The sequence below is a fragment of the Microcoleus vaginatus FACHB-2002 genome (assembly GCF_040004035.1).
Taxonomy (GTDB): Bacteria; Cyanobacteriota; Cyanobacteriia; order Cyanobacteriales; family Microcoleaceae; genus Microcoleus; species Microcoleus vaginatus_C.
This window is the reverse complement of the sequence record NZ_JAMPLN010000042.1, coordinates 25,477-49,344: the sequence shown is the minus strand read 5'-3', so window position 1 is coordinate 49,344 and position 23,868 is coordinate 25,477. Positions and strand designations below refer to the sequence as shown.

The following is a 23,868-nucleotide window of genomic DNA, read 5'->3' as shown; positions in this document are numbered from 1 at the left end:
CCATTTCATCTATTATCCCGGCTACTATTCCCAAGTGGTCTAAATTTACGATATTTATCCCCGATAATGGCTGGTTCATGATTTTTAGAGTTGCTTTACTGCAGAAATCTATTCTACACTAAAAACTCCCAAACGATTGCCGTGCAATCGTTTGGGAGTTTTGTGTTCCCGAATTTATCTTCCTTTCCTTCTGCTTGAATATCTGCGGAATGTGGGTTGAATAATATTACTGAGTACATCAATATTAGGAGCGTATTTGCTGCCGCTTGTATCGGTAGCTGGGGGCGCACTTTCTACGCTACCTGCAAGTTGAATAGCTAGAGTAGTTTGTCGTTCTATTCTGTAACTATCCATATCAATACTTTCTAAAATTCCTTTGGATAAGTCAGCCTTGTTGAGGCTAGGAAGTTTGTTAACGAGCAATTTGAGAAAGGTTTTTAAGCTTTCCCAGTCAGGGTTACGAAACGGGCGAATTTGCACGAGAAACTCATAATTACGCACAAAGGATTTAGCTTTTTTCTTAAAATCAGCTTGGTCATTTTTGTCTAAGTCATCTTTAAAAGTTTGTTTGCATTCATCCAGAATCGCGTCTAGTCGATAGTGTTGTGTGTCGCGTGGTTCATGGGAGTTAAGAGTTAAGTAATTCCTTTCTGCGGTGATGTCAATTAAACAGTTTTTTTGTATATTCCTAAATAGTCAAGTTTTCTTCAGCTTTTGATGTTACCGTTGGTGCATCGTATCCAACCATACCGGAATCACAAGCTCATCAGATTTTTAGGGAGCGATCGCACTCTCCCTCTCAAACTCTACCACTTGGAGCGATCGCGATGAATGAATCCCAGCACAACATAAACCGCCGCAGCGAAAGCGAGTTCGTAAACCCCGGTTCGTTCTCCCTCAGCCGTTGTAACGTCATGGCCGCCTGTACAATGACAAATAATTTGTTACTGTACAGTTTTTGCTTTGGGAATACAATTTGCTATGCGGATAAAAGGACTTGAACCTTCACTCCTTTCGGAACCAGAACCTAAATCTGGCGCGTCTGCCAATTTCGCCATATCCGCATTTTGACATTTAAATACTATAGCACACAACAGAGCGATCGGTCAATCGATTTTAGATTTTGGATTTTAGATTGAAGAAAGCGCCCCACTGATAAATCCGGGGGTTTTTACCAAGCCTGCTTTCAGTCAACAGTCAACAGTCAACAGTCAACCGCCAACTTCTACATCAGTCAATCGGTTTTAGATTTTAGATTTTAGATTTTAGATTTTAGATTGAAGGAAGCGACCCACTGATAAATCCGCAGGGTGATGAGCAAATTGCTCGATCGCTCAACATCGAGAAACCCGGTCATTTTTGGACACCGGGTTCAATCATGAGTTATCGCCACAGCAATTTTCCGTAATTTTCACTTGTCACTTACTTTTGGCCGAGCGCCTTCCAGGTTGTTTCGTCCACCATGCCGTTAGCCATTAAACCCTTATACTCCTGAAAGTTCTTGACAGCCGTAGCAGTGCGAGCGCCAAAAATGCCGTCGATGGGGCCTGGATCGTAACCCTGTATTTCCAAACGCACCTGTAGCGTCTTCACCTTGGAACCGACAGCGCCTTTATTGAGAACAGTTGGAGGATTGCCGGGAACAGCAGCATTGCTCAGAATTGGAGGATTGCTCTGCACAGTTTCAGAAGCTGATGCCGGATCTGCTGCTAAAGCTGTCCAAGTTTCTTTGTCCACAATGCCATCTGCCCTCAAACCCTTAGACTGCTGAAAGGCACGAACCGCCGATGTAGTGCGAGAGCCATAGGTACCGTCGATCGTCCCCACCTTGAAACTGTGCACCTGCAAGCGCTGCTGTATGGCTGCAACTTCTGGCCCGTCAGCTCCCGCCGAGATAGTTTTTTCCTTTTTCACTGGCTGCTCGCCCGCGTAAAAAGGCTTGTTAAACATATCTCCTTGGGAATTTCCCTCCGGCGATGCTGACGCACCCGGATCGGCGGGAGCCGTAAAATCTCTGCGGTACTGTTCCTGCACCAAGGGTTCGGAGTCGAAAGCAGCAGTTGCCTTTTTGGTCAACGCGGGAACCAGCAGAGCAATCAAGCTGAAAATCGTAACAGTAGTCACACGCATAAATTTCATCCTGTTAGTGAGGTTTGACAAGGTTTCGCTGTTTTCATGTTTCTAAATCTAATTGTATTACCCGGACTGCTTTCTGAGACATATAGCAGAAGGAAGAAGGAAGGAGGAAGAAGGAAGAAGGAAGAAAGCCCTTCGACGAAGCTGAGCGGGTAACAAGAAGTTCGAGAGAAGGGGTAATAGACCACATTGGTTTGGGCCATTAAGAAAGTTCTAACCGTCTGGCGCGGTTGCTATATCTGCTGCAACTTCTAGAAGTTCGGCAATGGGGACAGACGCACTCAGGAGTTACGAGTTGGAAGTTACCTGTTAGAAGTAGGGGCCTGTTCGCACTATTCCTAATACACCCGGTTGATTCCGAGATTTTTCGTTACCAAAGGGAGCATCTCATATTTAGTAAAAACACTTTTTCTGACTCCTTCCTTCTGACTCTTTCCTCCTGACTCCTGGCTCCTGGCTCCTCACTCCAATTTTGGGCTTGGCTGCAAAAGTAAGATGCTCCCTTACCAAAGCCCATATTTTCCTATAAACCACGTCTTTTAGCCTCAGTCTTATGGTACAAAACCTGCCGTCATTCACAAATCTTTACAGGCGTATTTTGTACAAAGTTGATCTATGAAAGGCGAAGTTTTTTCCTTCAATCCCCCGTAATATCAATTTCGGTTGTATCGGAGATGTTGTATCGGAATTATTAAACCCCTCTAGACGCCGAGGATAGAGAGAAAGGGAATAGAGAGTTGAATAATTCCGATACCAACGGATTTGATATAAAAAGCAAAACTCGGCCGTTATCGATTTGCGTGTTCTGCCAATAAAGCCTTCGCTCTCGGCTTGTAAATCAGATAAAACAGCGATTCTATGTAGCGGAGCATATCTTCGCGGTTTTCCTTGGACGAGTAGTTCCAGAAACCGTAAGTCCGCGCCAGCGTCAGCAGCTTGGTAGTGTGAATTTTCCAGGTATACGTGCTGTAAACTCGGTCAATTCCTCGCGTTGAAATTTCATACCAATAGTTGGGATTGTGTTCGCATTTCGATAAAAAATCGAGAATTTTTTGGGCGGTATCCTCGTGGTTTGTCGGGTTGATATAAAACCCATTTACGCCATCTTGAATAATTTCCAGCGGGCCACCAAACTGCGTCCCGAAAGTGGGAATACCGGTAATCATTGCTTCGAGAATTGTCAAGCCGAAAGCTTCAAATAATGCTGGCTGAACAAATATACCTTGGGTGTCGGCGATTACCCGGTAGATTTCGCCGGACAGGCTTTTGGAAAGCCTCACTCCCAACCAGCGAATTTTACCGTGAAGGTTGTATTGGTCGATAATTGCGTAGAGCTTTTTAATTTCTTCTGCTTCTTCGTAGTCTTCGGTTTCTTCGACCCGCAGCTTGCCAGCTACTAGAATTAAGTTGCATTTGTCTTGCAATTCCTGGCTTTTGCCAAACAATTCTGCTAAGCCTGTCATGTTTTTAATGCGATCGAGCCTGGCCATCGAAAATAAAGGGCGCTTGTGCGGGTCATCGAGTTTTCCAAAGACTTGTTCGGGGTCTTCTAGAGTAAATAGCAATTCGTTGAGCCGATCGCGATCACCTTGCACCCGGTCTTCTATCCGCGTGTAGGGAAAGTACACACTTTCGTTAACTCCCGGCGGCACGACGTTGAATTTAGGGCTGAACAGTTCAATCCCGTTCACCACGTGGTACAAATCCGGCATGGTAAAACAATGGTAAGATTCGTACTGACCGACACTATCAGGTTGGCCCACAATCTCTTGATAGGTGCTGCTGACAATACAATTAGCTGCATTCATGGCAATTATATCAGCCGTAAATTGCAGCGAAAAATGGTACTTCTCCTCTGATTCTTGCCAGTAGAGATTGCTGAACAAGTATTTAGATTTTTCCAGGGCATGGGCAATATTGCACTGAGTAACTTTGAGTTTGCGAGACAGCAAAAAGGCTACCAAGTTGCCGTCGGAATAGTTGCCCACAATTAAGTCGGGCTTGCCCTGAAACTCAGCCAGCAGTTCTTTTTCGGAATCGATCGCGTAAGTTTCCAAATAAGGCCAAATCTCGAATCTAGAAATCCAATTTTGAGTCAGTTTGGGGTTGAAATCCCGGAAGGGAACCCGCAAAATCCAAGCATTGTCTGTGCCGTGAACTTTTTCCAAACGTTCGTTGCAGCGCGTACCGTCACTGTTAGGAATTAACCGCGTGAGAATAATTACTTTAGGTTTGACTCCTAAACTATCGAGACCGGCAAGATGAATGTCTTCTTGCAGTTGTTTCTCTAAACTCTTGGCTTGATCGAGGACATAAACTACCTGCCCTCCCGTATCCGGCCGCCCCAAAACTCCTTCTTGGCCGAACCAGCCGTGAGGAGAAACTAGGACGATTTTGAAAATCATCGGGATGCGAGAAATAAATGCTTCTAGGGTTTGCGGATCGGGGGAATCAATTAATTCGTCAAGAATTCCTAGGGTTTCTTGTACGCGGGCGGCGCTATTTCCCCAACCTGCCTCGAAACCCATCATTTGCAGAACCAGTCGAAATCTCTCGTAGGGTTCTTCTTCAGAAAGATCGCTGACAAAGGTGAGGGCTTTTTTGACTTGTTCGGAAAGTTGTTCTTGGGATTTTATCCGCTCGTTAATTAGTAATTGTACGCCGTTGTAGCGGTGAATCCGCAAGAAATTAAATAGAGTTTCCTGCCACTGTCTGGCGTCTTGGAACAGTTTGCTTGAAAGGTATCGGTTGAGGAATTGTACTCCTTTGCCGATGTTTTTGGGGTCGCGAATTGTGGGGGAATAATCGTAAAAAGGGCCGAAATCGAGTTCGAGAATGTCGCCTTCTTGCGGGTGAAAGTGGTTGACGAAGCGATCGCGCACATCGAGCAATTCTTGCACTGTCATCTGCTCAACAGTCAAGTCGTCTGCAACTCGCACTATTTCCATGGTAGCAATTTTTGGTCGCAGCAGGACGCAAAGACTGCCATCTTCTAGAAGAATTTCCTGAACGTAGTAAATCAGTTTGCTTAAAAGAGAAGATTGATGGAACTGTTCGGGCTTTTCGTATTTGGTGCAGTAGGCGGCAAAAGCGTTAACTATGTCGTTTCGCAGTAAATATTTGTTTCCCAAAGCGCGTAAATCGCTGACAAACTGACGCAAGTCGGTTTTTTCGTCGCTGGCGATCACAGCCTGAAAGAGTTCAGACATACATACTCCCTTATTTAAGACTTTTGATTTCCGCTGTAAAATTAGGCGATACTCAAACAGTATCGCCCTTTTTTTTAGGCGGCTACTTTTTTTGTAATTTTAAAGTCTGCAAAGTTAAGTTGCTATCCCTCAAATGACATAAAACTCCCCGTATTTGTGGCGAATGTAACGGATAAAGGGATCGATAGTTAAAGGTGAACCTGTAACGCGATCGATCAATTCGACAGCGGTGTATTTACGGCCGTGCTGGTAGATGTTTTGTTTGAGCCAGTCGTGGAGTACGGTAAAATTGCCCCGTTCTATTTCTACGGGAATTTCAGGATTGTTTTTTACTGCTGTTTCGTAGAATTGGGCGCTCATCAAGTTGCCTAGGGTGTAACCTTGGAACATTCCGCCGATCGTACCAACATACCAGTGAACATCTTGCATCGCGCCTTCGCTGTCGGTGGGGGGGACAACGCCGAGGTCAGTTCTATAACGTTCGTTCCAGGCTTCGGGGAGGTCTCGGACTGCTAGTTTTCCCTCTACCATTGCCAATTCTAGGTCAAAGCGGATGGCGACGTGGAGGTTGTAGGTTACTTCGTCGGCGTCGGTGCGGATGAGCGATCGCGAGACTTTGTTAATTGCCCGGTAAAATGCGTCAGTGGATACGTGTCCCAACTGTCGCAAAAATACGCCTTGGAGTTGCGGGTAAAAACATTCCCAAAAACCGCGGCTGCGCCCCACCATATTTTCCCAAAGTCGCGATTGACTTTCGTGCAGGCCGGAGGAAATGCCGCCTGCAAGCAGCGTGCCCTCAAATTCCGGGGAATTTCCGAGTTCATAGAGGGCGTGTCCGGCTTCGTGGATGCTGCTGAACAGTGCTTGATCCAAGTGGTCTTCATAGACGCGGGTGGTAATTCGCACGTCGTCTATGGAGAAGTTGGTCATGAACGGGTGCAGGGTGGTGTCTTGCCGTCCCCGTTGGAAGTCGAACCCCATGCGTTCTACGACTTTGCGAGTGAATTCTAGTTGCTGGGATTCGGGGAAGTCTTGGTGCAAGCAGGAGTCGTCGGCGGGAGGTTGGGAGGTGATGGCTTCGACTATCGGCACTAATTCTTGACGCAGTTGGGCGAAAAGCGGGCGCAGCAGGGATACTTTCATGCCGTAGTCGCTACGATCGATTAAAGGATCGGCGATGTGTTCGTAGCCGGGGAAAAAGTCGGCATATTGCCTGCTTAATTCTAGGGTTTTTTCTAGATACGGCTCAACGGCTGCGAAGTTGTTGGCTGCCCTCGCCGCGGCCCAAGCTTCGTAGCTGTCGGCTTGGTGGCGGCAGAGTGCGGACATGAAGGTTGCGGGGACTCTGGCGGCGCGATCGTAGTCTCTGCGGGCTATGCGGATCAGGCTGGCTGCGGTGGAGTCGTAGGGGAGGGTTTGTTCGTAGAAACGCAAGTCTTCTAGGAGTTCACCTATTTTTGGATCTGTAAATTTTTCGTGGGATATTTGTTTGAGAGTCGCCAACTGGCGGCCTCTGGCAGTTGCACCTTTGGGGGGCATATAAGTTGATTGATCCCAATGCAGCAACGACGAGGCTGATTCGATGTCGGTAACTTCTCTGAGATGGGCTGCCAGTTGAGCGAATTTTGCTTGAGTTTTGTCTAGGGTTTGCATGATTGGGGTTTATGGTGCTGGTTTGCCTACAAAGGTTGCAGTGCGGCATCCGTCTCCATCAATCATAGCTACCCTGAAATCAAGCTAAAAACCGCACTTCTTCCCGTATTGTATGCAATTTAGAGTCATTTTTGCATAATTTCCGGTATTTCGGCGGATTGAGTTCTATCGCCTTGGATAAGTTTTCGATCGCCAGCCGGATGCTGGTAGCCACAAGTTCCTGGCTGTTTGTGAGCTCGCCTGCTTCTTTTTCCAGGGCGTACACGCAAGCTTTTTGATAGTACAAGTTTGGATCGTCGGGTGTGAGTGCGATGATTTTATCGTAGGAGGCGATCGCTTCGGTAAATCGTTGGATTTTTTTGAGGGCGACGGCGCGGTTGTACCAGGCTTCGGTGTTGTCTGGCTGCAACTCTAGGGTTTTGTCCCAAGAGGCGACTGCTTCTTCAAAGCGTTGTAAGTTTGCCAAGGCTAAGCCGCGGTTGTAAAAGGTTTCGCTGTCGTTTGGGTTGAGTGCGAGGGCTTTGTCCCAGGATGCGATCGCTTCTTCAAATTGTCCCATTTGTGCGATCGCCCTGCCGCGTTTGTTCCAGGCTTCGGCGGAATTCGGCCGCAGTTGCAGGGTTTTGTCGTAGGATGCGACGGCTTCCGGGTAGAGTTTTTCATCGGCTAGGGCTAAGCCGCGGTTGTACCAGGCTTGATGCAAGTCTGGTTTGAGTTCGATCGCTTTGTCGTAGGAAGTGATCGCGGCTGTATTTTGGTCGGATTTTCTCAGGGCAAATGCTTTGTTGTACCAAGCTTCGCAGTAGTCTGGTTTAATGGCTATAGCTTTCTCGTAGGAGGCTATGGCTTCTGATAATTTTTCTAAGCTGACGAGGGTGTTGCCGCGGTTCGTCCAAGCTTCGGGGTAGCTGGGATTGAGTTGGATCGCCTTTTCGTAGGATGCGATCGCTTCTGAGAGTCTGTTGAGTTTCCGCAAAACGTTAGCCCGGTTATACCACGCTTCGGGATTGTTTGGTTTGATTTGTAGGGATTGGTTGTAGGCTGCGATCGCTTCTTCTAGCTGCCCCAATTTTTTTAGGGCTACGCCTTGGTTGTACCAGGCTTCATAAAATTTTGGTTCAAGTTCGATCGCTTCTTCCCAAGATTCGATCGCAGCTTGGAATCGTCCCATTGCTTCTAGGGCGTTGCCACGTTCGTACAATGTTTGAGCCTTTTGGGTGTTGACTGCTATGGATTTTTCCCCTGAGTCGATCGGCTTTTCTATGCTGGCTAATTTTTGCAAGGGGTTTCACCTCATTATTTTCTGTGTAATTGATTCTTTTCTTTTTTATATGCGATCTTTTTCGCCTTTGAGTGCTTTCGATCGCGACTATTTGGTTATTTATGGCAATTTTACAGGAATTTGGGAGCTTTTTCAATTTTTTTCATTATAATTCTAGAGCTTGGATTTATAGGTATAGATTAATACTAATTTTTTAGAGGACTGCGTAGAAAAGACGAAAGGGCGATCGTACTGAGGTGTGACAAACCTCACCCAAGATATAATTTTCACGTAACCCTTTTGATAGATAGGCGGTTGGAATCGCGTCTTGTCAAGCGAAGCCCGCTTGGGCGAGACTAATAAATAATAAGAGTGTTTTTGATGCTGTAGGGGCTGGTTTTACCAACAATAATTGCCTAAAACCGACAATCTCATAAACCCGCCCCGCCCAAGGGAAAATCCCTATCCTTGAATCAAGGCTTGAAACCGAGTATCAGATCGAATGCTGTCAAAATCCGAGTCAGTTTTGGCCAGTTCTCCGTACTTGTTAGGATTCAGATTGATGGCTTGCTGCAAATTCTGAATCGCTTGGTCAATCTGACTCTGTAACGCATAGCAGCAAGCTTTATTATAAAATGTTGCCTCATCATCTGGTTGGATTTCTAAGGCTTTGTCGTAGGAGGCGATCGCTTCTTCCCATCTTCCTAAATTACGCAGTGCATAGCCCCGATTGTTCCAGGCTGCGTCATCATCTGGTTTAATTTCTAAGGCTTTATCGTAGGAGGCGATCGCTGCTTCAAAGAAGCCTAAATTACCCAGTGAAACGCCCCGATTGTACCAGGTTTCGTCATCAGGTGAAAATTCTAAGGCTTTGTCGTAGGAGGCGATTGCTTCTTCAAACAAGCCTAAATCAGCCAGTGCAATGCCCCGATAGTACCAGGCTGCGTCATCATCAGGTGAAAATTCTAAGGCTTTGTCGTAGGAGGCTATCGCTTCATCTAATCTTCCTAAATTACGCAGTGCACTGCCCCGATAGTACCAGGCTGCGTCATCATCGGGTTTTAATTCTAAGGCTTTGTCGTAGGAGGCTATCGCTTCTTCCAATCTTCCTAAATCATCCAGCGCATAGCCCCGAATGTACCAGGTTTCGTGATAATCTGGTTTTAATTCTAAGGCTTTGTCGAAGGAGGCTATCGCTTCTTCAAGCCTTCCTAAATTACGCAGTGCAATGCCCCGATTGTACCAGATTTCGTGATAATCTGGTTTTAATTCTAAGGCTTTGTCGAAGGAGGCTATCGCTTCTTCAAGCCTTCCTAAATTACGCAGTGCAATGCCCCGATTGTACCAGGCTGCATGATAATCTGGTTTTAATTCTAAGCCTTTTTCGTAGGAGGCTATCGCTTCTTCCCCTCTTACTAAATCCTCCAGTGCAATACCCCGAATGTACCAGGTTTCGTGATAATCTGGTTTTAATTCTAAGGCTTTGTCGTAGGAGGCTATCGCTTCTTCAAGCCTTCCTAAACAACGATGCAGTGCAATGCCCCGAAGGTACCAGGCTTCGTGATAATCTGGTTTTAATTCTAAGGCTTTGTCGAAGGATGCTATCGCTTCTTCCAATCTTCCTAAATCCTCCAGTGCATAGCCCCGAATGTACCATGCTTCGTGATAATCTGGTTTTAATTTTAAGGCTTTGTCGTAGGAGGCTATCGCTTCTTCCCATCTTCCTAAACGATGCAGTGCATAGCCCCGAATGTACCAGGTTTCGTGATAATCTGGTTTTAATTCTAAGGCTTTGTCGAAGGAGGCTATCGCTTCTTCAAGCCTTCCTAAACGATGCAGTGCAATGCCCCGAAGGTACCAGGCTTCGTGATAATCTGGTTTTAATTCTAAGGCTTTGTCGAAGGATGCTATCGCTTCTTCAAGCTTTCCTAAACGATGCAGTACAATGCCCCGAATGTACCAGTTTTCGTGATAATTTGGTTTTAATTCTAAGGCTTTGTCGAAGGAGACTATCGCTTCTTCAAGCCTTCCTAAACTATGCAGTGCAATGCCCCGAATGTACCAAGCTTCGTGATAATCTGGTTTTAATTCTAAGGCTTTGTCGTAAGAGGCTATCGCTTCTTCCCATCTTCCTAAATTACGCAGTGCAATGCCCCGAATGTACCAGGTTTCGTGATAATCTGGTTTTAATTCTAAGGCTTTGTCGTAAGAGGCTATTGCTTCTTCCCATCTTCCTAAATTACGCAGTATAATACCCCGATTGGACCAGGCTGCGTGATAATCTGGTTTTAATTCTAAGGCTTTGTCGAAGGAGGCGATCGCCTTTGTATATTCTTCAGCATAGCCATACAATAAACCTTGTTCACAAAACAATTCTGCTTGTTGTTCGGGTGTTTGCCCATCCTCATCAATTAAAGATTGAATCCTCACCAATTCCCGTTTTCTCTCTGGGAAAGTCAAAGCTAGATAATCTTCTCGCTTCCCTCTTTCGGAACAAGCCTGCCTTGATTCTAGTTGCAGCAGTTCTTTATCCATTGACAACTTAAATAAACTAGATCGCCAATCAAAAAAGTCCGGTGCCCGCTGGAGCAAATAATTAACTGCAAAACGAGGCAAAATAAATACAAAACACATCTTAAAATCATCTCTAAACCTTTCCCGCTGCTGGTTTAAATTAATTAAAACAGGCGGCACACCCCGCCAACTATAAGAATAAATATCCTTGCTTTCCCATCCGAGTTCTTTTTTTTCTTTCTCATATTCATAAAGTGAATATTCTAAGCCTTTCACAAACAGGATATTAATTGCATCTCGGTCTGGCAAATCTTCAATTATCTTATAAAAATTATAAACCGACTCATGGAGCGGCAACACCTCAATCTTTTTCTGCGGCAAATCTGCTTGAACTTTCGCAATCAAGCGTTCACCTTCCGCGGGGGAACACTCAACAAACAACAACCGGAAACCATTTGTCCGTTTGAGAGTGCGTACCAGAGTTTGATATTCTTCCTCTGGTTCTGCTTCGGGTAAATCGGCATCCCAATCAATTATTTCTGGCGTCATGACTGAAGTATAGCGAGTGCTTCCTTAAATTCCTGAATGCCTTTAATTAGCGGGTGAACGTCATACCAATTCTGCATTTCTTCATCATCATCATAGTATCGGTATTCCAAAATACAGCGGTTGAATAGCAAATTGCGGTGCTGTGCGTCATTAAGTATCCGGCGAGAAACAGATACTTTCGCTAAAATTGACCAGTCATCTTTGTCAGCGGTTCTGCTATAGACATTCCGCGCTTTCGTAATCGCCCTTTGCGCCGCTTTTGCAGTAATTGGCAAATTCTCCGTGTAATTTATAGCTTCTTGCAGCATCAACAGCAAATTCCTGACGTGACCCCCGCTCATCAAGCACAGTTTTTCTAGCGTTTCTCTGGTGTCAAACCATTCTGTTTCTAATTCTAAAGATAAATCGGGAGCGACTTGTTTCACCCGCTTCTCAATCACCTCTTTCATTTTAGCAAGTCCCGCTTGATTAACTTCACCGCTGGGATTGCGTAGCATAATCATCGGCAGCACTTGCGGAGCATTATTATAATTATTGCTCAAATCGGCAGCGCGGTTGGAATGCACCATCGAAATCGGTACGGTGTAAACGACGTGACAATCTAAAGCTTTGAGTTGTTCGCTGCGGTCTAAAAAAATTTCGTCTAGATTGCTGCGTTCCCCTCCGTCTTTAGAAAACGGCACAATCCGGTCTAAATTATCGGCAATTATTGCCAGTTGTGAATATTGGGTGGGCAACTTTTTTTTAGCATCGCGAATAAACTGATTCAGCGCATCAAGCAGCGTTGTGGTGTAGGGATTAACTTTTTCTCTAATTTTTTGGCGCAGACTCGGTTCGGTTCTCACATTCGCCGTCAGTTTGGAAAACTGAGCAATTTGCATTTCTAAGCTCAAGGTTTCAAAAGACACTTCTGTCAAAGCTAAATCTTTTAAATCATTCCAGCGGTTTTTCATCCAATCGAGCAAAGGTTTCGAGTCCGCATCTTTAATTGTTTCTAACATATGTCTGGTGCAAGCCAGCAAAATATCTGTATATTCTGTATCTTCGGGATTAATATCTTGTTCGTCAGCCGCGAAATAAACTACAAAATAACCTTGTTCTGTTAAATGTTTTTCTAGCCTCAGTAATTCGGTTGATTTGCCCGCACCGCGATGTCCGGCATACAACTGACAAGTCATCTCTTGGGAACGCTGAATATTGCGGCCCAAGTCTACGGTAATATCGTCATCTCCCCGCACTTTCTGACAGTCAACATATCGCGGGTCGCCTGCTGGTAAAGGATAATATGGGTTGCAAGCATTGAAGAGGTCTGTTAGTAATTTTTCGGGATTTTGAGTCATAACTTGATATTTATTTTATAGTTTTAAATTATTTTTTCAGCACTTACGCACTACGACCAAAGAAACCGGGTTTTTTACCGAATCTGCGGGTTACAACGAATAATCTTGGTAAAAAACCCGGTTTCTGAACTCCTATGCGTAAGTCCTAAGAATGCTGCTGCACCCTACTTTTAAGCTTGATATTTTTTCAAAATTGCAACTTTTTCGGGGAAGATTTCGATCGCCATTTTGTCATCATCACGAGTCGCGAGCGATCGCCTCACTTCACCCAAAAACAGCGGCTGCGACAGCCCAGGTTCAGGATGTACAACTGTACGAACCCTGATGGTCAGGTAGTCTCTGCCCCGCCCCGAGCGCCCTGGAGAGTACAAATCCGCAGCCGCTTGCTGCATCGTTGCTTCTAATTGCGATTCGGTGATCGTAGGTGGCACAGTAACTACTGTTTGAGAGCCGCCTGTATCGTAAACTAAAGAATAGCGAACTGCACCGGGAATTTCTGTACGGGAAAACAGTCCCAAGCCCAGACCGAATATACTCGCAGCAATTACTCCCATAAAGCTTGTCACTCCTACCAATCGGAAGCGAAAACCCCATTTGAAGATAAATGCTATAACAGTTAGAATAGCCAAGGCTACTGTTAGAATTCCAGCCCATTGGGCGTACATTAAAAGGTTAGAATTTACGTTCATTTGATGATTTGTTGACTGTTGACTGTTGATATTAGTTACCGATACCCGATGCCCAATGCCCTGTTTGGCCAATGCCCAATGATTAATTAAGCCTTTCGGGCCACAAGCAGATAAGTCATCATATCGCCTTTCCCCTTCACTGGAATCACGCCGCGCTCCTCAAAAACGTACTTATCCCGCAGGCGCTCGTAGGTAGCAACTGTCACCTGAATGCTGCCGGGGACGCCTTGAGATTCCATCCGGGAAGCTGTATTTACCGTATCTCCCCACAAATCGTAAGTAAATTTTTTAGTACCGATTACCCCAGCTTCTACCGGGCCTGTGTGGATGCCGATGCGGATGCTGAGCGGCTGACCTCCCTTGGTATGTATCTTAGTCATTGCTGCTTGAATTTCCAGCGCCATTTCCGCGATCGACTCGGCGTGGTCGTCGCTGGGCGTCGGCAAACCGCCAACCACCATATAAGCATCGCCGATCGTCTTAATTTTCTCAAGTCCGTAGCGCTCGGCCAACTCGTCAAAAGCCGAAAAAATCTCGTTGAGCAACTCCACCAATTGGGCCGGCGATAAATGAGACGAAAGCTTAGTAAAACCCACCAAATCGGCAAACATCACTGTTACCTCGGCGAAACTGTCTGCGATCGTAATTTCCCCGTGTTTGAGGCGCTGTGCGATCGCCTTGGGTAAAATATTTAACAGCAAACGCTCGGACTTTTCCTTTTCCTGGGCCAACTCATGTAAATATGCCTGTTCCTTATCCCGCAGCCGCTTCTTTTCCAAACAAGCGCTAATCCGAGCCTTGAGCAATACCGGATTGAACGGTTTAGAAAGATAATCCTCCGCCCCCAACTCTATACACCGGACGATACTGTCGATATCGTCCACCGCCGAAATCATAATCACCGGGATGTAGCGCAAATTCTCGTCCGCCTTCAGACTTTCGAGCACCTGATAGCCGTTCATTTGCGGCATCATAATGTCTAGCAGAACCAAATCAAAAGGAACGCTTCGCAACATTTCCAGAGCTTGGAGACCATCTTCAGCAACAGTCACCACATGGCCTTGACGCTGAAGTCGGCGGGCCAGCAAATCGCGGTTTACCTCATTGTCGTCAACAACCAGCACGCTGCCCTCGTCACCTTTCATGTCAGGGCCTCTTTCAGAAGAGTTTCAATTTTACCCAAAAGTCGGGGAAACTCGACGGGTTTAGTATCATAGTCATTGCAGCCTGCCGCCAGACACTTTTCACGATCGCCCGCCATTGCGTGAGCCGTCAGCGCAATCACCGGAATCCTGCTAGTTTCAGGAGCCGCCTTAATTTGCTGCGTTGCTTGCCACCCGTCGAGAACTGGCAGACTCATATCCATCAGAATCAAATCTGGTACTTTCGCGAGCGCCATCGACACTCCCTCAGCACCGTCAACAGCAATAAAGACCTCGTGTCCCTTGCGGGCCAGACGCCTGGAAAGCATATCCCTGTTCATTTCGTTATCTTCGACCAACAGGATTTTAGCCATTGGTGTTCTCCTTGCCTTTCGAGTCGTACCTGCGATCGAACCTGTCATTGACTATAGAGCGAACATCGCGCAACAAAGTATCGCAACTGTAGACTCCCTTTTGTAGCACTCGCTCGACGTAGCCGTTTAGCTGCTGGCTTTCGGCTGGTGTCAAGTTTTTCCCCGTGATCACAACAATTGGTATAGGATCTCCCGAATGGGATTTGCGAAGTTCCCCGATCAACTCAAAACCATCCATTTCTGGCAACATCAAATCCAGTAATATCAGGTGCGGGCGAGCAACTTTTAGCCGATCGAGAGCAGCGCGTCCGCTGTCAGCTTCCGTTACTGCCCAGCCTTGTGTTTCTAGTACGCATCGCAGTATTTCGCGCGTGGCAAGGTCGTCTTCCACAATTAGAATCTGACAGGTCAAATTGTTACTTGCAACGCCGTCTTGGTCGCGTCGGTACTTGTTCAACAAGGCAGCCAGCCGTTTGCCGTCCACTGGTTTGGTGAGGTAGTCCGAGGCACCCAATGCAAAGCCGAGGCTTTTGTTGCCCACAAAGGATAGCAGGATTACGGGAATTTCGGCAAGGTCAGGATCGGCCTTCAGCGCTGAGAGTACCGCCCAGCCGTCCATTCCGGGCATTATCACGTCCAGGGTAATGGCGTCTGGCCGTAGTTGCTTAGCGAGCCGGAGAGCTTGCTCGCCACTGCCGGCGACTTCTACGTGCAGTCCTTGGCGACTGAGGGCGCGCTGGATTAAATCCCGCGAGATCGGGTCGTCGTCCACTACCAGCACCGTGCCGACAGCGGGGGCGTCCGGAGGGCTAGTGCTGTCGTGGACTTTGTTGGGGATTTCCGGCTGTTTGATGGCGCTGGGCAAGAGCACGGTGAAAGTGGTGCCTGCGCCCAAGGTGCTGCTGACCTCAATGCTGCCGCCCATCATCTGACAGAAGCGCTGGCTGATTGCTAGTCCCAAACCGGTGCCACCGTACTCGCGGGTAGTCGAGGCATCAGCTTGGGTGAAAGGTTGGAAAACTCGCTCCAATTGCTCTTGTGTCATGCCGATGCCGGTGTCGGCGACGCGGAAACTTAAAAATTCGGAGTTGGAAATTAAAATTTGGGAAGATTCCTCTTGATTTTTCATTTTTAATTGTTCATTTTTAATCCTTTCCACTCCGATCGCAATTCTCCCGTTTTTTGTGAACTTGGCAGCGTTGCTGAGCAAGTTAAGCAGCACTTGCCGCACTTTTGTCATGTCCGCGTGCATGGTATCGAGGTTGTCTGGACAGTACACTTCTAGGGTATTACCGTTTTTCTCGACCAGTGGCCTGGCCGTGGCAACAGCACTTTCAATTAAGTTATGGATGTCGAAGCTTTCTAGGTAGAGCTCCATTCGGCCTGCTTCAATTTTAGAAATATCTAGGATGTCGTCAATCAGGGACAGCAGATGTTTGCCGGCGCTGCAGATTTTTTCGAGGTCGGGGACGGATTCGCAACTCCCCAATTCTTCGGCTTCTTCTTGAAGCATTTCGCTGTAGCCGATGATGGCGTTGAGGGGTGTGCGAAGTTCGTGGCTCATGTTGGCGAGAAATGTGCTTTTTGCCCGGTTGGCGGATTCTGCTGCTTCTAGGGCCAACTGCATGGCGGATTCTGCCTGTTTGCGATCGGTGATGTCTTGGACTGTGCCTTCGTAGTACAAAACGCTGCCGTTTTCGTCGCAGATGCTGCGCGCGTTTTCGGAAATCCAAATCGTGCTACCGTCTCGGCGGTATATTTGGGATTCAAATTTTGACACTTGGTGGCGCGCGCGCAATTGGGCCATAAACTCGGCGCGCCGATTGGGGTTAACGTAAAATTGACGGTTGATATCGGTGAGTTCGGCGAGCATTTGGGTACAGGATTCGTAGCCGTAAATTCTGGCTAGTGCGCTATTGCCGCTGAGGTAGTGTCCGGTCGGCGTTGTCTGGAATATGCCTTCGACTGCGTTTTCAAAGATGCTGCGGTATTTTGTTTCGGATTGTCTCAAGGCTGCTTCTGCTCGCTTGCGCTCTAGGACATTGGCGAGCATTTCTCCTACCATTTTTAGCTGTGTGGATATTTCGGTTGCTCGACCTGCTGTTTGCTTTAAGCCCTCGAATCCGAGAAATCCTACTAGGTTTTTACTATAAATTAGGGGAATAATTATCAGCGATTGAATATTTTTTAGCTGTTTTTTTAATGCTAAATTATTTAGGGAAGCGCCAATCGAAGGTATTGAGGCGGTTGCTGCTTGATTGGCTGTTGGGGATGGGGAGTCTGTCTGGAATTCGGTTGAATTTTGACCGATAAAATAGGCTATTTCGGCGATTGCTGGGGGCGGGAGTTCACCGATTTCTGGAATATAGAGGGATTCGGCGCGATCGAGTTTTTCTGCGATCCAAGGGATTTGTGCGATGTCTATTTGTTTGTCGGTGCTGTCTTTGACTGCCGGAATGCTTTCGCCGCACCACTCGTAGGTTTTGTCGGCGCGGGTTTTGTCTTCTGATAACAGGTAGATGTAACTGCGGTCAAACCCGCTCAAGGTGGCTATCGCTTCCAGGGTTTGAGCGATGCCTTTGTCTATTTCTGATAAGGGCTGGCTGATGAAATAAGTTGACAAACGGGCAATCAACTGAGCGAATTCTATTCGATACTGCAAAGATTGTTCTACTTTTTTGATTTCGGTAACGTCTCGAAAGCTCCAGACTCTACCGACTGTTTTCGCTCCGACTTTTGAGGGCAACGAATTTAATTCAAGAATTTTTCCGTCTTTAAATTCTAATAATTCGCTGATTTGAGTATCTGAATCTGCCGACACTTTAATCACGTTTTCGAGAAATCTTTGCGGGTATTTTAATTGTTCCCTGTCGAAGGGGAATCCTGTTTTGATTGTGTTTTTGAGTGTGGCGAAGGTCGATCGGCTCAACTTTCCTTGGCTGGCAGACAAACCCCACATCTCTAGAAATTTCTGATTATAATTACATATTTTGCCGTTTCTGTCAACCGCCAGAATTCCTGCATCTGTAGATTTTAGAACTGCTTGCAGTATCGAGAGCGATTGCTTGTGTTCTCTAATCTCAAAAATGTCAAAAAACACCAAGACTGATATTTCGCTGCCCTCAACTGCGGGATGGAAAAAATAGGAAACGGGTAAAATCTTGCCGTCGCGACACAAAAACTCGTCGTCCCAGTTGTTGCAAGGTTGACTGGAAGCGATCGCCTCTTGTAAATCTAGTGTAGGTGCGATCGGCCTATCTTCACTTTTACTTAGCGACTGTTTCGGAGCCGTCAAAACTTGGGATTTGTTGCCTTTCTTTTGCTTACCGATGCGCTCTAGCAGGGAAACGCCTGCAAGTTCCGACTCTCGCCATCCCAGCAACCGTTCGGCCTCTGGATTCACTGAAATTACACAGCCCTTCGCGTCAAGGATACACAATCCCGCCCCCAAACTGTTGACACTCGCCCGCAGTCGATCGAATTCTGAAGCTGTTGGAGAGTCTTGAGGGGACTGGGGCGACTCAGTTACATCCTTGAGCGCCACCGTCTGCAAGTTCAAGCAATCCTGCTGCTGAAGTTCTTGCTGACTCTGAGCTCCGTCATAGCTACAACTTACCTGCTCTAATAAAAGCTGCCACTGCTCAGCAGTGGGAGGGGGAGAATCGCCGACTAAACCGAGGTGTTCGAGTTGGCGCTGGAGGTGGGGGTGCATATTTTCTGGCGCTTTGTAGGCAACTTTCTACAGTATATCTTTTTAATTAATAGTATATATACGTAGGTATACCGTTAGGGGACAAGTACGCGATCGAAGTCTATCACAGGTTTTATTGAGAAGCCGAGGGATCATGTCTACTCTCCCACATCTTTCAAACTGCGCTAATTCTATTAATTCTCAGAACTTTTAAGGCTTCTCAACCAAGCAATCCTCTGAATGTCGGCAGCACGCTCAAAAATAATAATATCATCTTATCAAGTCAATACTCAGGAAAGTTTTGGTAACGATACTACACGCTTTACAGGGCAACGAGCATAAAAAAATCGAATTAAATGCAAGCCACGGGTGGAGATGAGATTAATTTAATTATCCACAGTCGATCAAAGTCAAGCGAGAATCAGCCATTGGATCATAGAAAAACTGTTCGGAGTATTAATCAAGTGAACTTAGCCTCAAAAACTAGGTTGCCGCCAAAAAACGAGCACGTATGCTTGTACTGGACAGGAAAATTTCTTATTCCCCTGCCAGGGAAAACGATTTCAGCACTTTTCGTATTTACTCATAAATTAATTAGGGTGATCTAACCCGCCCTAATCTTCTACCTCTATAGCAATTCTCAATTATTTGGTAATTTATTACTCCCTCAGAGCGGGTGCGGGGAGAGTTAGGGGGGTGTAAAAATTTTATTTACGACTCATTTAAGATTACTATATTTTAGAAAAATTTAGTAAAATAACTGAGTTTATAAGGTGATAAATTATGTGCAATATCTCCCTAACTGCTAGTGCAATAATCAGCAACTAGCGGAGGAAAAGAAAATTGGCAGTAATCGAAAATAACTGTCAAAAAAATATTATTCGTTAGACTTTTCGGTTGAGATTGAAAGGTCGGTGAAAATAGCTGGCAGCCGAATTGTAAAAGTAGAACCTTTGTCCACCTCGCTGAATGCAGTAATGTCTCCGCCCATCATTTCGCAGAATTTCTTAGTAATCGTCAGCCCCAAACCAGTGCCACCGTACTTCTTAGTAGTTGAAGAATCGGCTTGGGTGAAAGGCTCAAAGATTTTGGCTAACTGTTCGGGACTCATGCCAATGCCGGTATCTTTGACCGTAAAAATGATCCAATCTTGAGCGGAAGATAACAGAGACAAGCTATTTTCAGCTTGGCCACCTCCTCTATACGCTCCAAGTTTTTTGCCTTTGTTTGCAGCGTCGGCGGGGATTTCGACGGATCGGGTAACGGCGAAGGTAATCGCGCCGGAGCAAGTAAATTTCGCGGCATTGCTGAGGAGGTTGAGCAGAGACTGCCGGAGTTTAGTCAAGTCGGTCTGCATCGAGCCAATATCCTCGGGGCATTGTATTTCTAGGATATTGCTATTTTTGTCTGCCGTCGGCTTGATCGTCGCAACTACTTCCTCAACCAGAGTTGAAATGGTGAAGGTTTCGAGGTCGAAGTCGATGCGGCCTGCTTCTATTTTGGTCAAGTCGAGAATATCTTTAATCAGCGCTAGTAGGTGTTGGCCGGCCGTGTTAATTCTCTGGAGGTCGTCGATGAACTCTTCGGCACCAAGGTCTCGCGCGTCTTCTTGCAGGATCTCGCTGTAGCCGATGATGGCGTTGAGGGGGGTTCTGAGTTCGTGACTCATGTTGGCGAGAAAAATGCTTTTGGATCTATTTGCAGCTTCGGCGGCTAATGCGGCCCGGCGGAATTCTTCGGAACGCAAGCGTTCGGTGATGTCGGTGGTCATGATTAAAACGCACTGAGTGCTGCCGAGGTGGATGAGTTCCACTGACAGCAGCCAGTCGCGCACTTCGCCGGCTTTGGTGCGAATTTTGATTTCTTGGTTGCTGAGCGAATTTTGTGATTGCAAAATCTGGGCGAGTCGCCCCCCGTCTTCTGAATTGACCAACATTCCTAAGTCGCTGGGAGTGCGGCCGATAAATTCGTGCCGCAACCAGCCTAATGAGCGCAAAAAGCTTTCGTTGGCATCGAGGAAGCATCCGTCTGTGAGGGTGCAGATGCTGATCCCGACTGGGGAGGCGTGAAAGGCCTTGGAAAATCTTTCTTCTGAAGAACGCAGGGCAGCTTCGGCTTGCTTTCTGTCTGTGATGTCTTGGACGGTGCTGGTGATGTAGAGGGAGGTGACATCGGCTTGTTCGTAGACTGTGCGGTTGCTACCGTCGGGGAGTATGAGCCTGTAGTCGATGCTGTAAGGCTGTTGCTGAAATAAAGCGGCTTCGATCGAGGTTTTGACTAATTCTCTGTCTTCAGGGTGCACGTATTCCAAGAAGGCTTCCAGGCTGGGTTCAAAACTTCCCGGTTGCTGTCCCAGGATGCGGTAAATTTCCTCTGACCACCGCAATTGCTGGGCGTTGCGGTCTAAGTCCCAGTTGCCTAGCTGGGCGATGCGCTGGGCGTTAGCGAGGCTGGCTTCGCTGGCGCGCAGGGAGACTTCTGCTTGGTGGCGTTCGGCGACGGTGGCAGCTAAGACTAAGCCGGTGACGGCGATGACGGCGATGAAGGCTTGCAGGGATAACAGTGCTTGGGGGATACTGCTGGCGTGTTTGAGGAAGGGGCCGCTGCCTCGGGCTATGCCCCAGATGGCGAAGCCGCAGAGGATGAAGTTGGAGAGGGCGGTGTAGCGCTGACCGAATCGAAAGGCAGCCCAAACTACTAGGGGAAATGGTAAGTATTCGAGCGGATAGCGGGCGTAGGCGGCGCGGGTGCGGGAGCAAAAGACGAGCCACCCGACTGCTAGTAGCAGCAGCAGCCAAATCGCTCGTTCAGCTATCTGTTTGCGACGATGGGTGGGGACTTTGGGCATTTGTTGCCACGTCAACAGCAGCGGGGCGACGAGCACAATTCCCATAGCGTCTCCCACCCACCAAGTCCCCCAAATCGTGCCAAAATTGCTCCAGCTAGATAAACCGGTCAGGCATACGAGGATGCTGCCGATGGTGGAGTTGATTAGAGTAGAGCCCAACGCTGCTAGTCCGACTATTCCTAAAACGTCTTTGAGCCGATCGAGCCCGGCGTTAAAGTTCATGCGCTGTAGCAGATAAGTTCCCGTCCACGCTTGCAGGGTTCTGGCGCCGGCCGAGATTAATGCCGGGCCGATGTTGGCCGTCGGTACGCTCATGCTGAACAGGAAGCCTCCGATCGCGATTCCCGGCCACAGTTGTCGCCCAAACAGCAGCAGGGCGACTTGGGCAATTCCTGCTGCTGGCCACATCGGGTAAATTTCTGAACTGAGGGTGAGGGTGGAAATGGCGAATTGCGACGCCCAATAGTAGACCAGGGCGATCGCGCCTACTGCGAGGAAGTACCGCCAGGAATGTCCTTTGATTGCATTAAGGAACTTTGTCTGCATGGTCGTTTGGGGAAAAGGTGGACGGTTGTTGGGGTCTCAGTAGGTGGCACGGGACAGGCAGAGGGTAGAGAAAATGTTTCTATTAGGTGATGGTAGGTCATGGGTGGTAGGTACTGGGAGAAGCTTTTGAGCTAACTTTTTGTGGTGCCGTTGAGGGAGCGGTTTTTTTGTTCGATCAAATCTGCCCATGAATTTCGGGAGTATGGCTTTTTTGTAAATATATCTCTAATGGCTAAGCAATTGGTTTGTAATTTTTTGGTTTTTGTTAAAAATTTATTACCGAGCGACAGCGGGTGTCTTTTTGTGTCGGGCGATCGTAACTCAATTCACCCTAACATCTTGCACCATGTTCAATAATACCTAAAATACCTAAAATACCTAAAATATCAATAACAGCTACGTAAAATCTCTGTTTTTAGGTAAATTTGGGGCAATCAACAGGGTTTTTGATTAGAAGTGCAGGCGATAATGATTTTCACTAGATTTTTCACCAATCAATCGAGGCTTTAAGTCTTTCGCTCGAAGACAGTGAAAGCGGATAATTTACAGCTAATAAAAATATTTTTTCTTGTCTATTTCTCTTTGGCTGTTGCAATATCTAAGGTGAGTGTCAAACGCTCTTGAGATTCTTTAAGGGCATCTTGGGAGTTGCGGCCCAGAAGGGTTGCCTCTATGGCGCGACCGAGGTTTTCTGAGAGGCGGGAGTAACCTGATATAATGGGTCGCGCTCTGGCTGAGTTCATTTGTTCTAAAAATACTTGCAAAACAGGGTTTTTTTCCACAAAGCTTTGATAAGCTTGGCTCTGTCTCGATTTTAAGTTAATGGGTAAATAACCTGTTCCCAATGCCCATGCTGTTTGGAATTCTTCACCTATAACGTATTCTAAGAATACTAGGGCTGCTCGCTCTCGTTCTGGCGAGGTTTTCATTAAAAATAGGTTTTCACCCCCTACGACCGCTGCGGGGCGTTTGAGAATCGGTAAAGGCATTGCTCCGTAGTCGATCGCGCTTTGCTGCAACTGTGCTAGCGTCCACGGCCCGGTGATTTGCATGGCGACTTTCCCGGCGATGAAGTTGTCGAGTTCGTAACCGCGTTCGGGTGCTGACAATATTGCTGAACCTTCTTTTAACAAGTCGCTCCACAATTCTAAGGCGGCGTGAGAACCGGGATTATCTATTTGGGGTATAGGACTTTGAGGTATTTCGCCTTTGAGTTCGCCACCTGCGCTGAACATGAATGGCAGCCAGGTAAATACTGTCCATTCTCCCTTGCCTAGGGGGAGCACTATGCCGTGTTGGTCTGTGCGACCGTCTCCGTTGGTGTCTCGCGTGAGCGATCGGGCTGTTTGCTTTAATTGCGCCCAATTCTGCGGCACTTTTTTGATTCCTGCTGCTGCAAATAAGCTGGGACGGTAAAAGATGGCGACGTTATTTGTCGCTAGGGGAACTGACCAAGTGTGTCCGCCGAGTTCCATTGACTCGAAAAGTGCCGGGTAGATTTCCGCTTTTCGGGGCGATTTGTCGAGCCAGTTTTCTAAGGGTTCAATTGCGTTTAGTTCTGCTAGTTTTCCTGAAATTGTGGCAGCATTCCACAGCAAATCCGGCGGTGCGTTTCCAACTATTGCTGTTAGTATTTTTGGCAGTTGTTGGTCGGGCTGGCCGATGTAAACTGGTTTGATCTGGATGTTGGGATGGGTTTTGTTGAATTTGTCTGTTAAGGTTTGAAATACGTCGCGATTGGGCGGAGGATTGATGCCGTGCCACAGTGTGAGTTCGATCGGCTCGCCCTTTTTGGATGCGGGTGTTGTGCTGTTTTGACAGCCGCTTAATATTAGCAGATTTAAGGTAATTAAAATGCAGACCGCTAGTTTGAGAGGTATTTTAATTGCTTGGGATAATTTGGATAAAATCATTTG

General features: G+C 47.0%; 13 protein-coding genes and 1 tRNA gene. All 14 read right to left on the bottom strand.

The window, feature by feature from the left end:
• Positions 1-174: 174 nt before the first annotated feature.
• Positions 175-501 carry a hypothetical protein gene (locus NDI35_RS25335; RefSeq protein WP_445315133.1) on the bottom strand — a complete coding sequence of 109 codons (327 nt, stop codon included), beginning with the start codon at positions 499-501 and terminating at the stop codon, positions 175-177.
• Between the two features lie 481 nt (positions 502-982).
• Positions 983-1,064: transfer RNA gene (locus tag NDI35_RS25330), tRNA-Leu, on the bottom strand.
• Positions 1,065-1,422: 358 nt separating this feature from the next.
• Positions 1,423-2,130: a peptidoglycan-binding domain-containing protein gene (locus NDI35_RS25325; protein WP_445315132.1), complete on the bottom strand. Its 708-nt coding sequence runs from the start codon at positions 2,128-2,130 to the stop codon at positions 1,423-1,425.
• 794 nt (positions 2,131-2,924) lie between these two features.
• Positions 2,925-5,345, bottom strand: coding sequence for a sucrose synthase (locus NDI35_RS25320; RefSeq protein WP_445315131.1), 2,421 nt, complete (start codon positions 5,343-5,345; stop codon positions 2,925-2,927).
• 129 nt (positions 5,346-5,474) lie between these two features.
• Positions 5,475-6,998, bottom strand: coding sequence for a carboxypeptidase M32 (locus NDI35_RS25315; RefSeq protein ID WP_445315130.1), 1,524 nt, complete (start codon positions 6,996-6,998; stop codon positions 5,475-5,477).
• A 79-nt stretch (positions 6,999-7,077) separates the two neighbouring features.
• On the bottom strand, positions 7,078-8,280 hold the full coding sequence (locus tag NDI35_RS25310) for a tetratricopeptide repeat protein (RefSeq protein ID WP_445315129.1): 1,203 nt from the start codon (positions 8,278-8,280) through the stop codon (positions 7,078-7,080).
• 441 nt (positions 8,281-8,721) lie between these two features.
• A complete protein-coding gene (locus NDI35_RS25305) occupies positions 8,722-11,322 on the bottom strand; it encodes a tetratricopeptide repeat protein (protein ID WP_445315128.1) in 2,601 nt (866 codons plus the stop codon).
• Positions 11,319-12,662 (bottom strand): ATP-binding protein, encoded by a 1,344-nt coding sequence (locus NDI35_RS25300; RefSeq protein WP_445315127.1) that lies wholly within the window; start codon positions 12,660-12,662, stop codon positions 11,319-11,321. Before NDI35_RS25300 ends, NDI35_RS25305 begins: the two co-directional genes overlap by 4 nt.
• 170 nt (positions 12,663-12,832) lie before the next feature.
• Positions 12,833-13,351, bottom strand: a complete 519-nt coding sequence (locus tag NDI35_RS25295) for a Ycf51 family protein (RefSeq protein WP_445315126.1) — start codon at positions 13,349-13,351, stop codon at positions 12,833-12,835.
• Positions 13,352-13,437: 86 nt separating this feature from the next.
• On the bottom strand, positions 13,438-14,496 hold the full coding sequence (locus NDI35_RS25290) for an adenylate/guanylate cyclase domain-containing protein (protein ID WP_445315125.1): 1,059 nt from the start codon (positions 14,494-14,496) through the stop codon (positions 13,438-13,440).
• The gene (locus tag NDI35_RS25285) at positions 14,493-14,867 is read right to left on the bottom strand and encodes a response regulator (RefSeq protein ID WP_015177895.1); all 375 of its coding nucleotides are present in this window, start codon (positions 14,865-14,867) and stop codon (positions 14,493-14,495) included. The genes NDI35_RS25290 and NDI35_RS25285 overlap by 4 nt, the downstream gene beginning before the upstream one ends.
• Complete coding sequence (locus NDI35_RS25280; protein WP_445315124.1) at positions 14,860-18,579, bottom strand: response regulator; 3,720 nt, start codon at positions 18,577-18,579, stop codon at positions 14,860-14,862. The genes NDI35_RS25285 and NDI35_RS25280 overlap by 8 nt, the downstream gene beginning before the upstream one ends.
• A gap of 856 nt (positions 18,580-19,435) precedes the next feature.
• Positions 19,436-21,952: a sensor histidine kinase gene (locus NDI35_RS25275; RefSeq protein WP_445315123.1), complete on the bottom strand. Its 2,517-nt coding sequence runs from the start codon at positions 21,950-21,952 to the stop codon at positions 19,436-19,438.
• A 572-nt stretch (positions 21,953-22,524) separates the two neighbouring features.
• Complete coding sequence (locus tag NDI35_RS25270; protein ID WP_445315122.1) at positions 22,525-23,865, bottom strand: ABC transporter substrate-binding protein; 1,341 nt, start codon at positions 23,863-23,865, stop codon at positions 22,525-22,527.
• Between the last annotated feature and the right edge of the window lie 3 nt (positions 23,866-23,868).

Coding starts and splice junctions, on each gene's coding strand:
- NDI35_RS25325 (WP_445315132.1), bottom strand. CDS start 2,130: ATGCGTGTGACTACTGTTACGATTTTCAGCTTGATTGCTCTGCTGGTT.
- NDI35_RS25320 (WP_445315131.1), bottom strand. CDS start 5,345: ATGTCTGAACTCTTTCAGGCTGTGATCGCCAGCGACGAAAAAACCGAC.
- NDI35_RS25315 (WP_445315130.1), bottom strand. CDS start 6,998: ATGCAAACCCTAGACAAAACTCAAGCAAAATTCGCTCAACTGGCAGCC.
- NDI35_RS25305 (WP_445315128.1), bottom strand. CDS start 11,322: ATGACGCCAGAAATAATTGATTGGGATGCCGATTTACCCGAAGCAGAA.
- NDI35_RS25300 (WP_445315127.1), bottom strand. CDS start 12,662: ATGACTCAAAATCCCGAAAAATTACTAACAGACCTCTTCAATGCTTGC.
- NDI35_RS25295 (WP_445315126.1), bottom strand. CDS start 13,351: ATGAACGTAAATTCTAACCTTTTAATGTACGCCCAATGGGCTGGAATT.
- NDI35_RS25290 (WP_445315125.1), bottom strand. CDS start 14,496: ATGAAAGGTGACGAGGGCAGCGTGCTGGTTGTTGACGACAATGAGGTA.
- NDI35_RS25285 (WP_015177895.1), bottom strand. CDS start 14,867: ATGGCTAAAATCCTGTTGGTCGAAGATAACGAAATGAACAGGGATATG.
- NDI35_RS25280 (WP_445315124.1), bottom strand. CDS start 18,579: ATGCACCCCCACCTCCAGCGCCAACTCGAACACCTCGGTTTAGTCGGC.
- NDI35_RS25275 (WP_445315123.1), bottom strand. CDS start 21,952: ATGCAGACAAAGTTCCTTAATGCAATCAAAGGACATTCCTGGCGGTAC.
- NDI35_RS25270 (WP_445315122.1), bottom strand. CDS start 23,865: ATGATTTTATCCAAATTATCCCAAGCAATTAAAATACCTCTCAAACTA.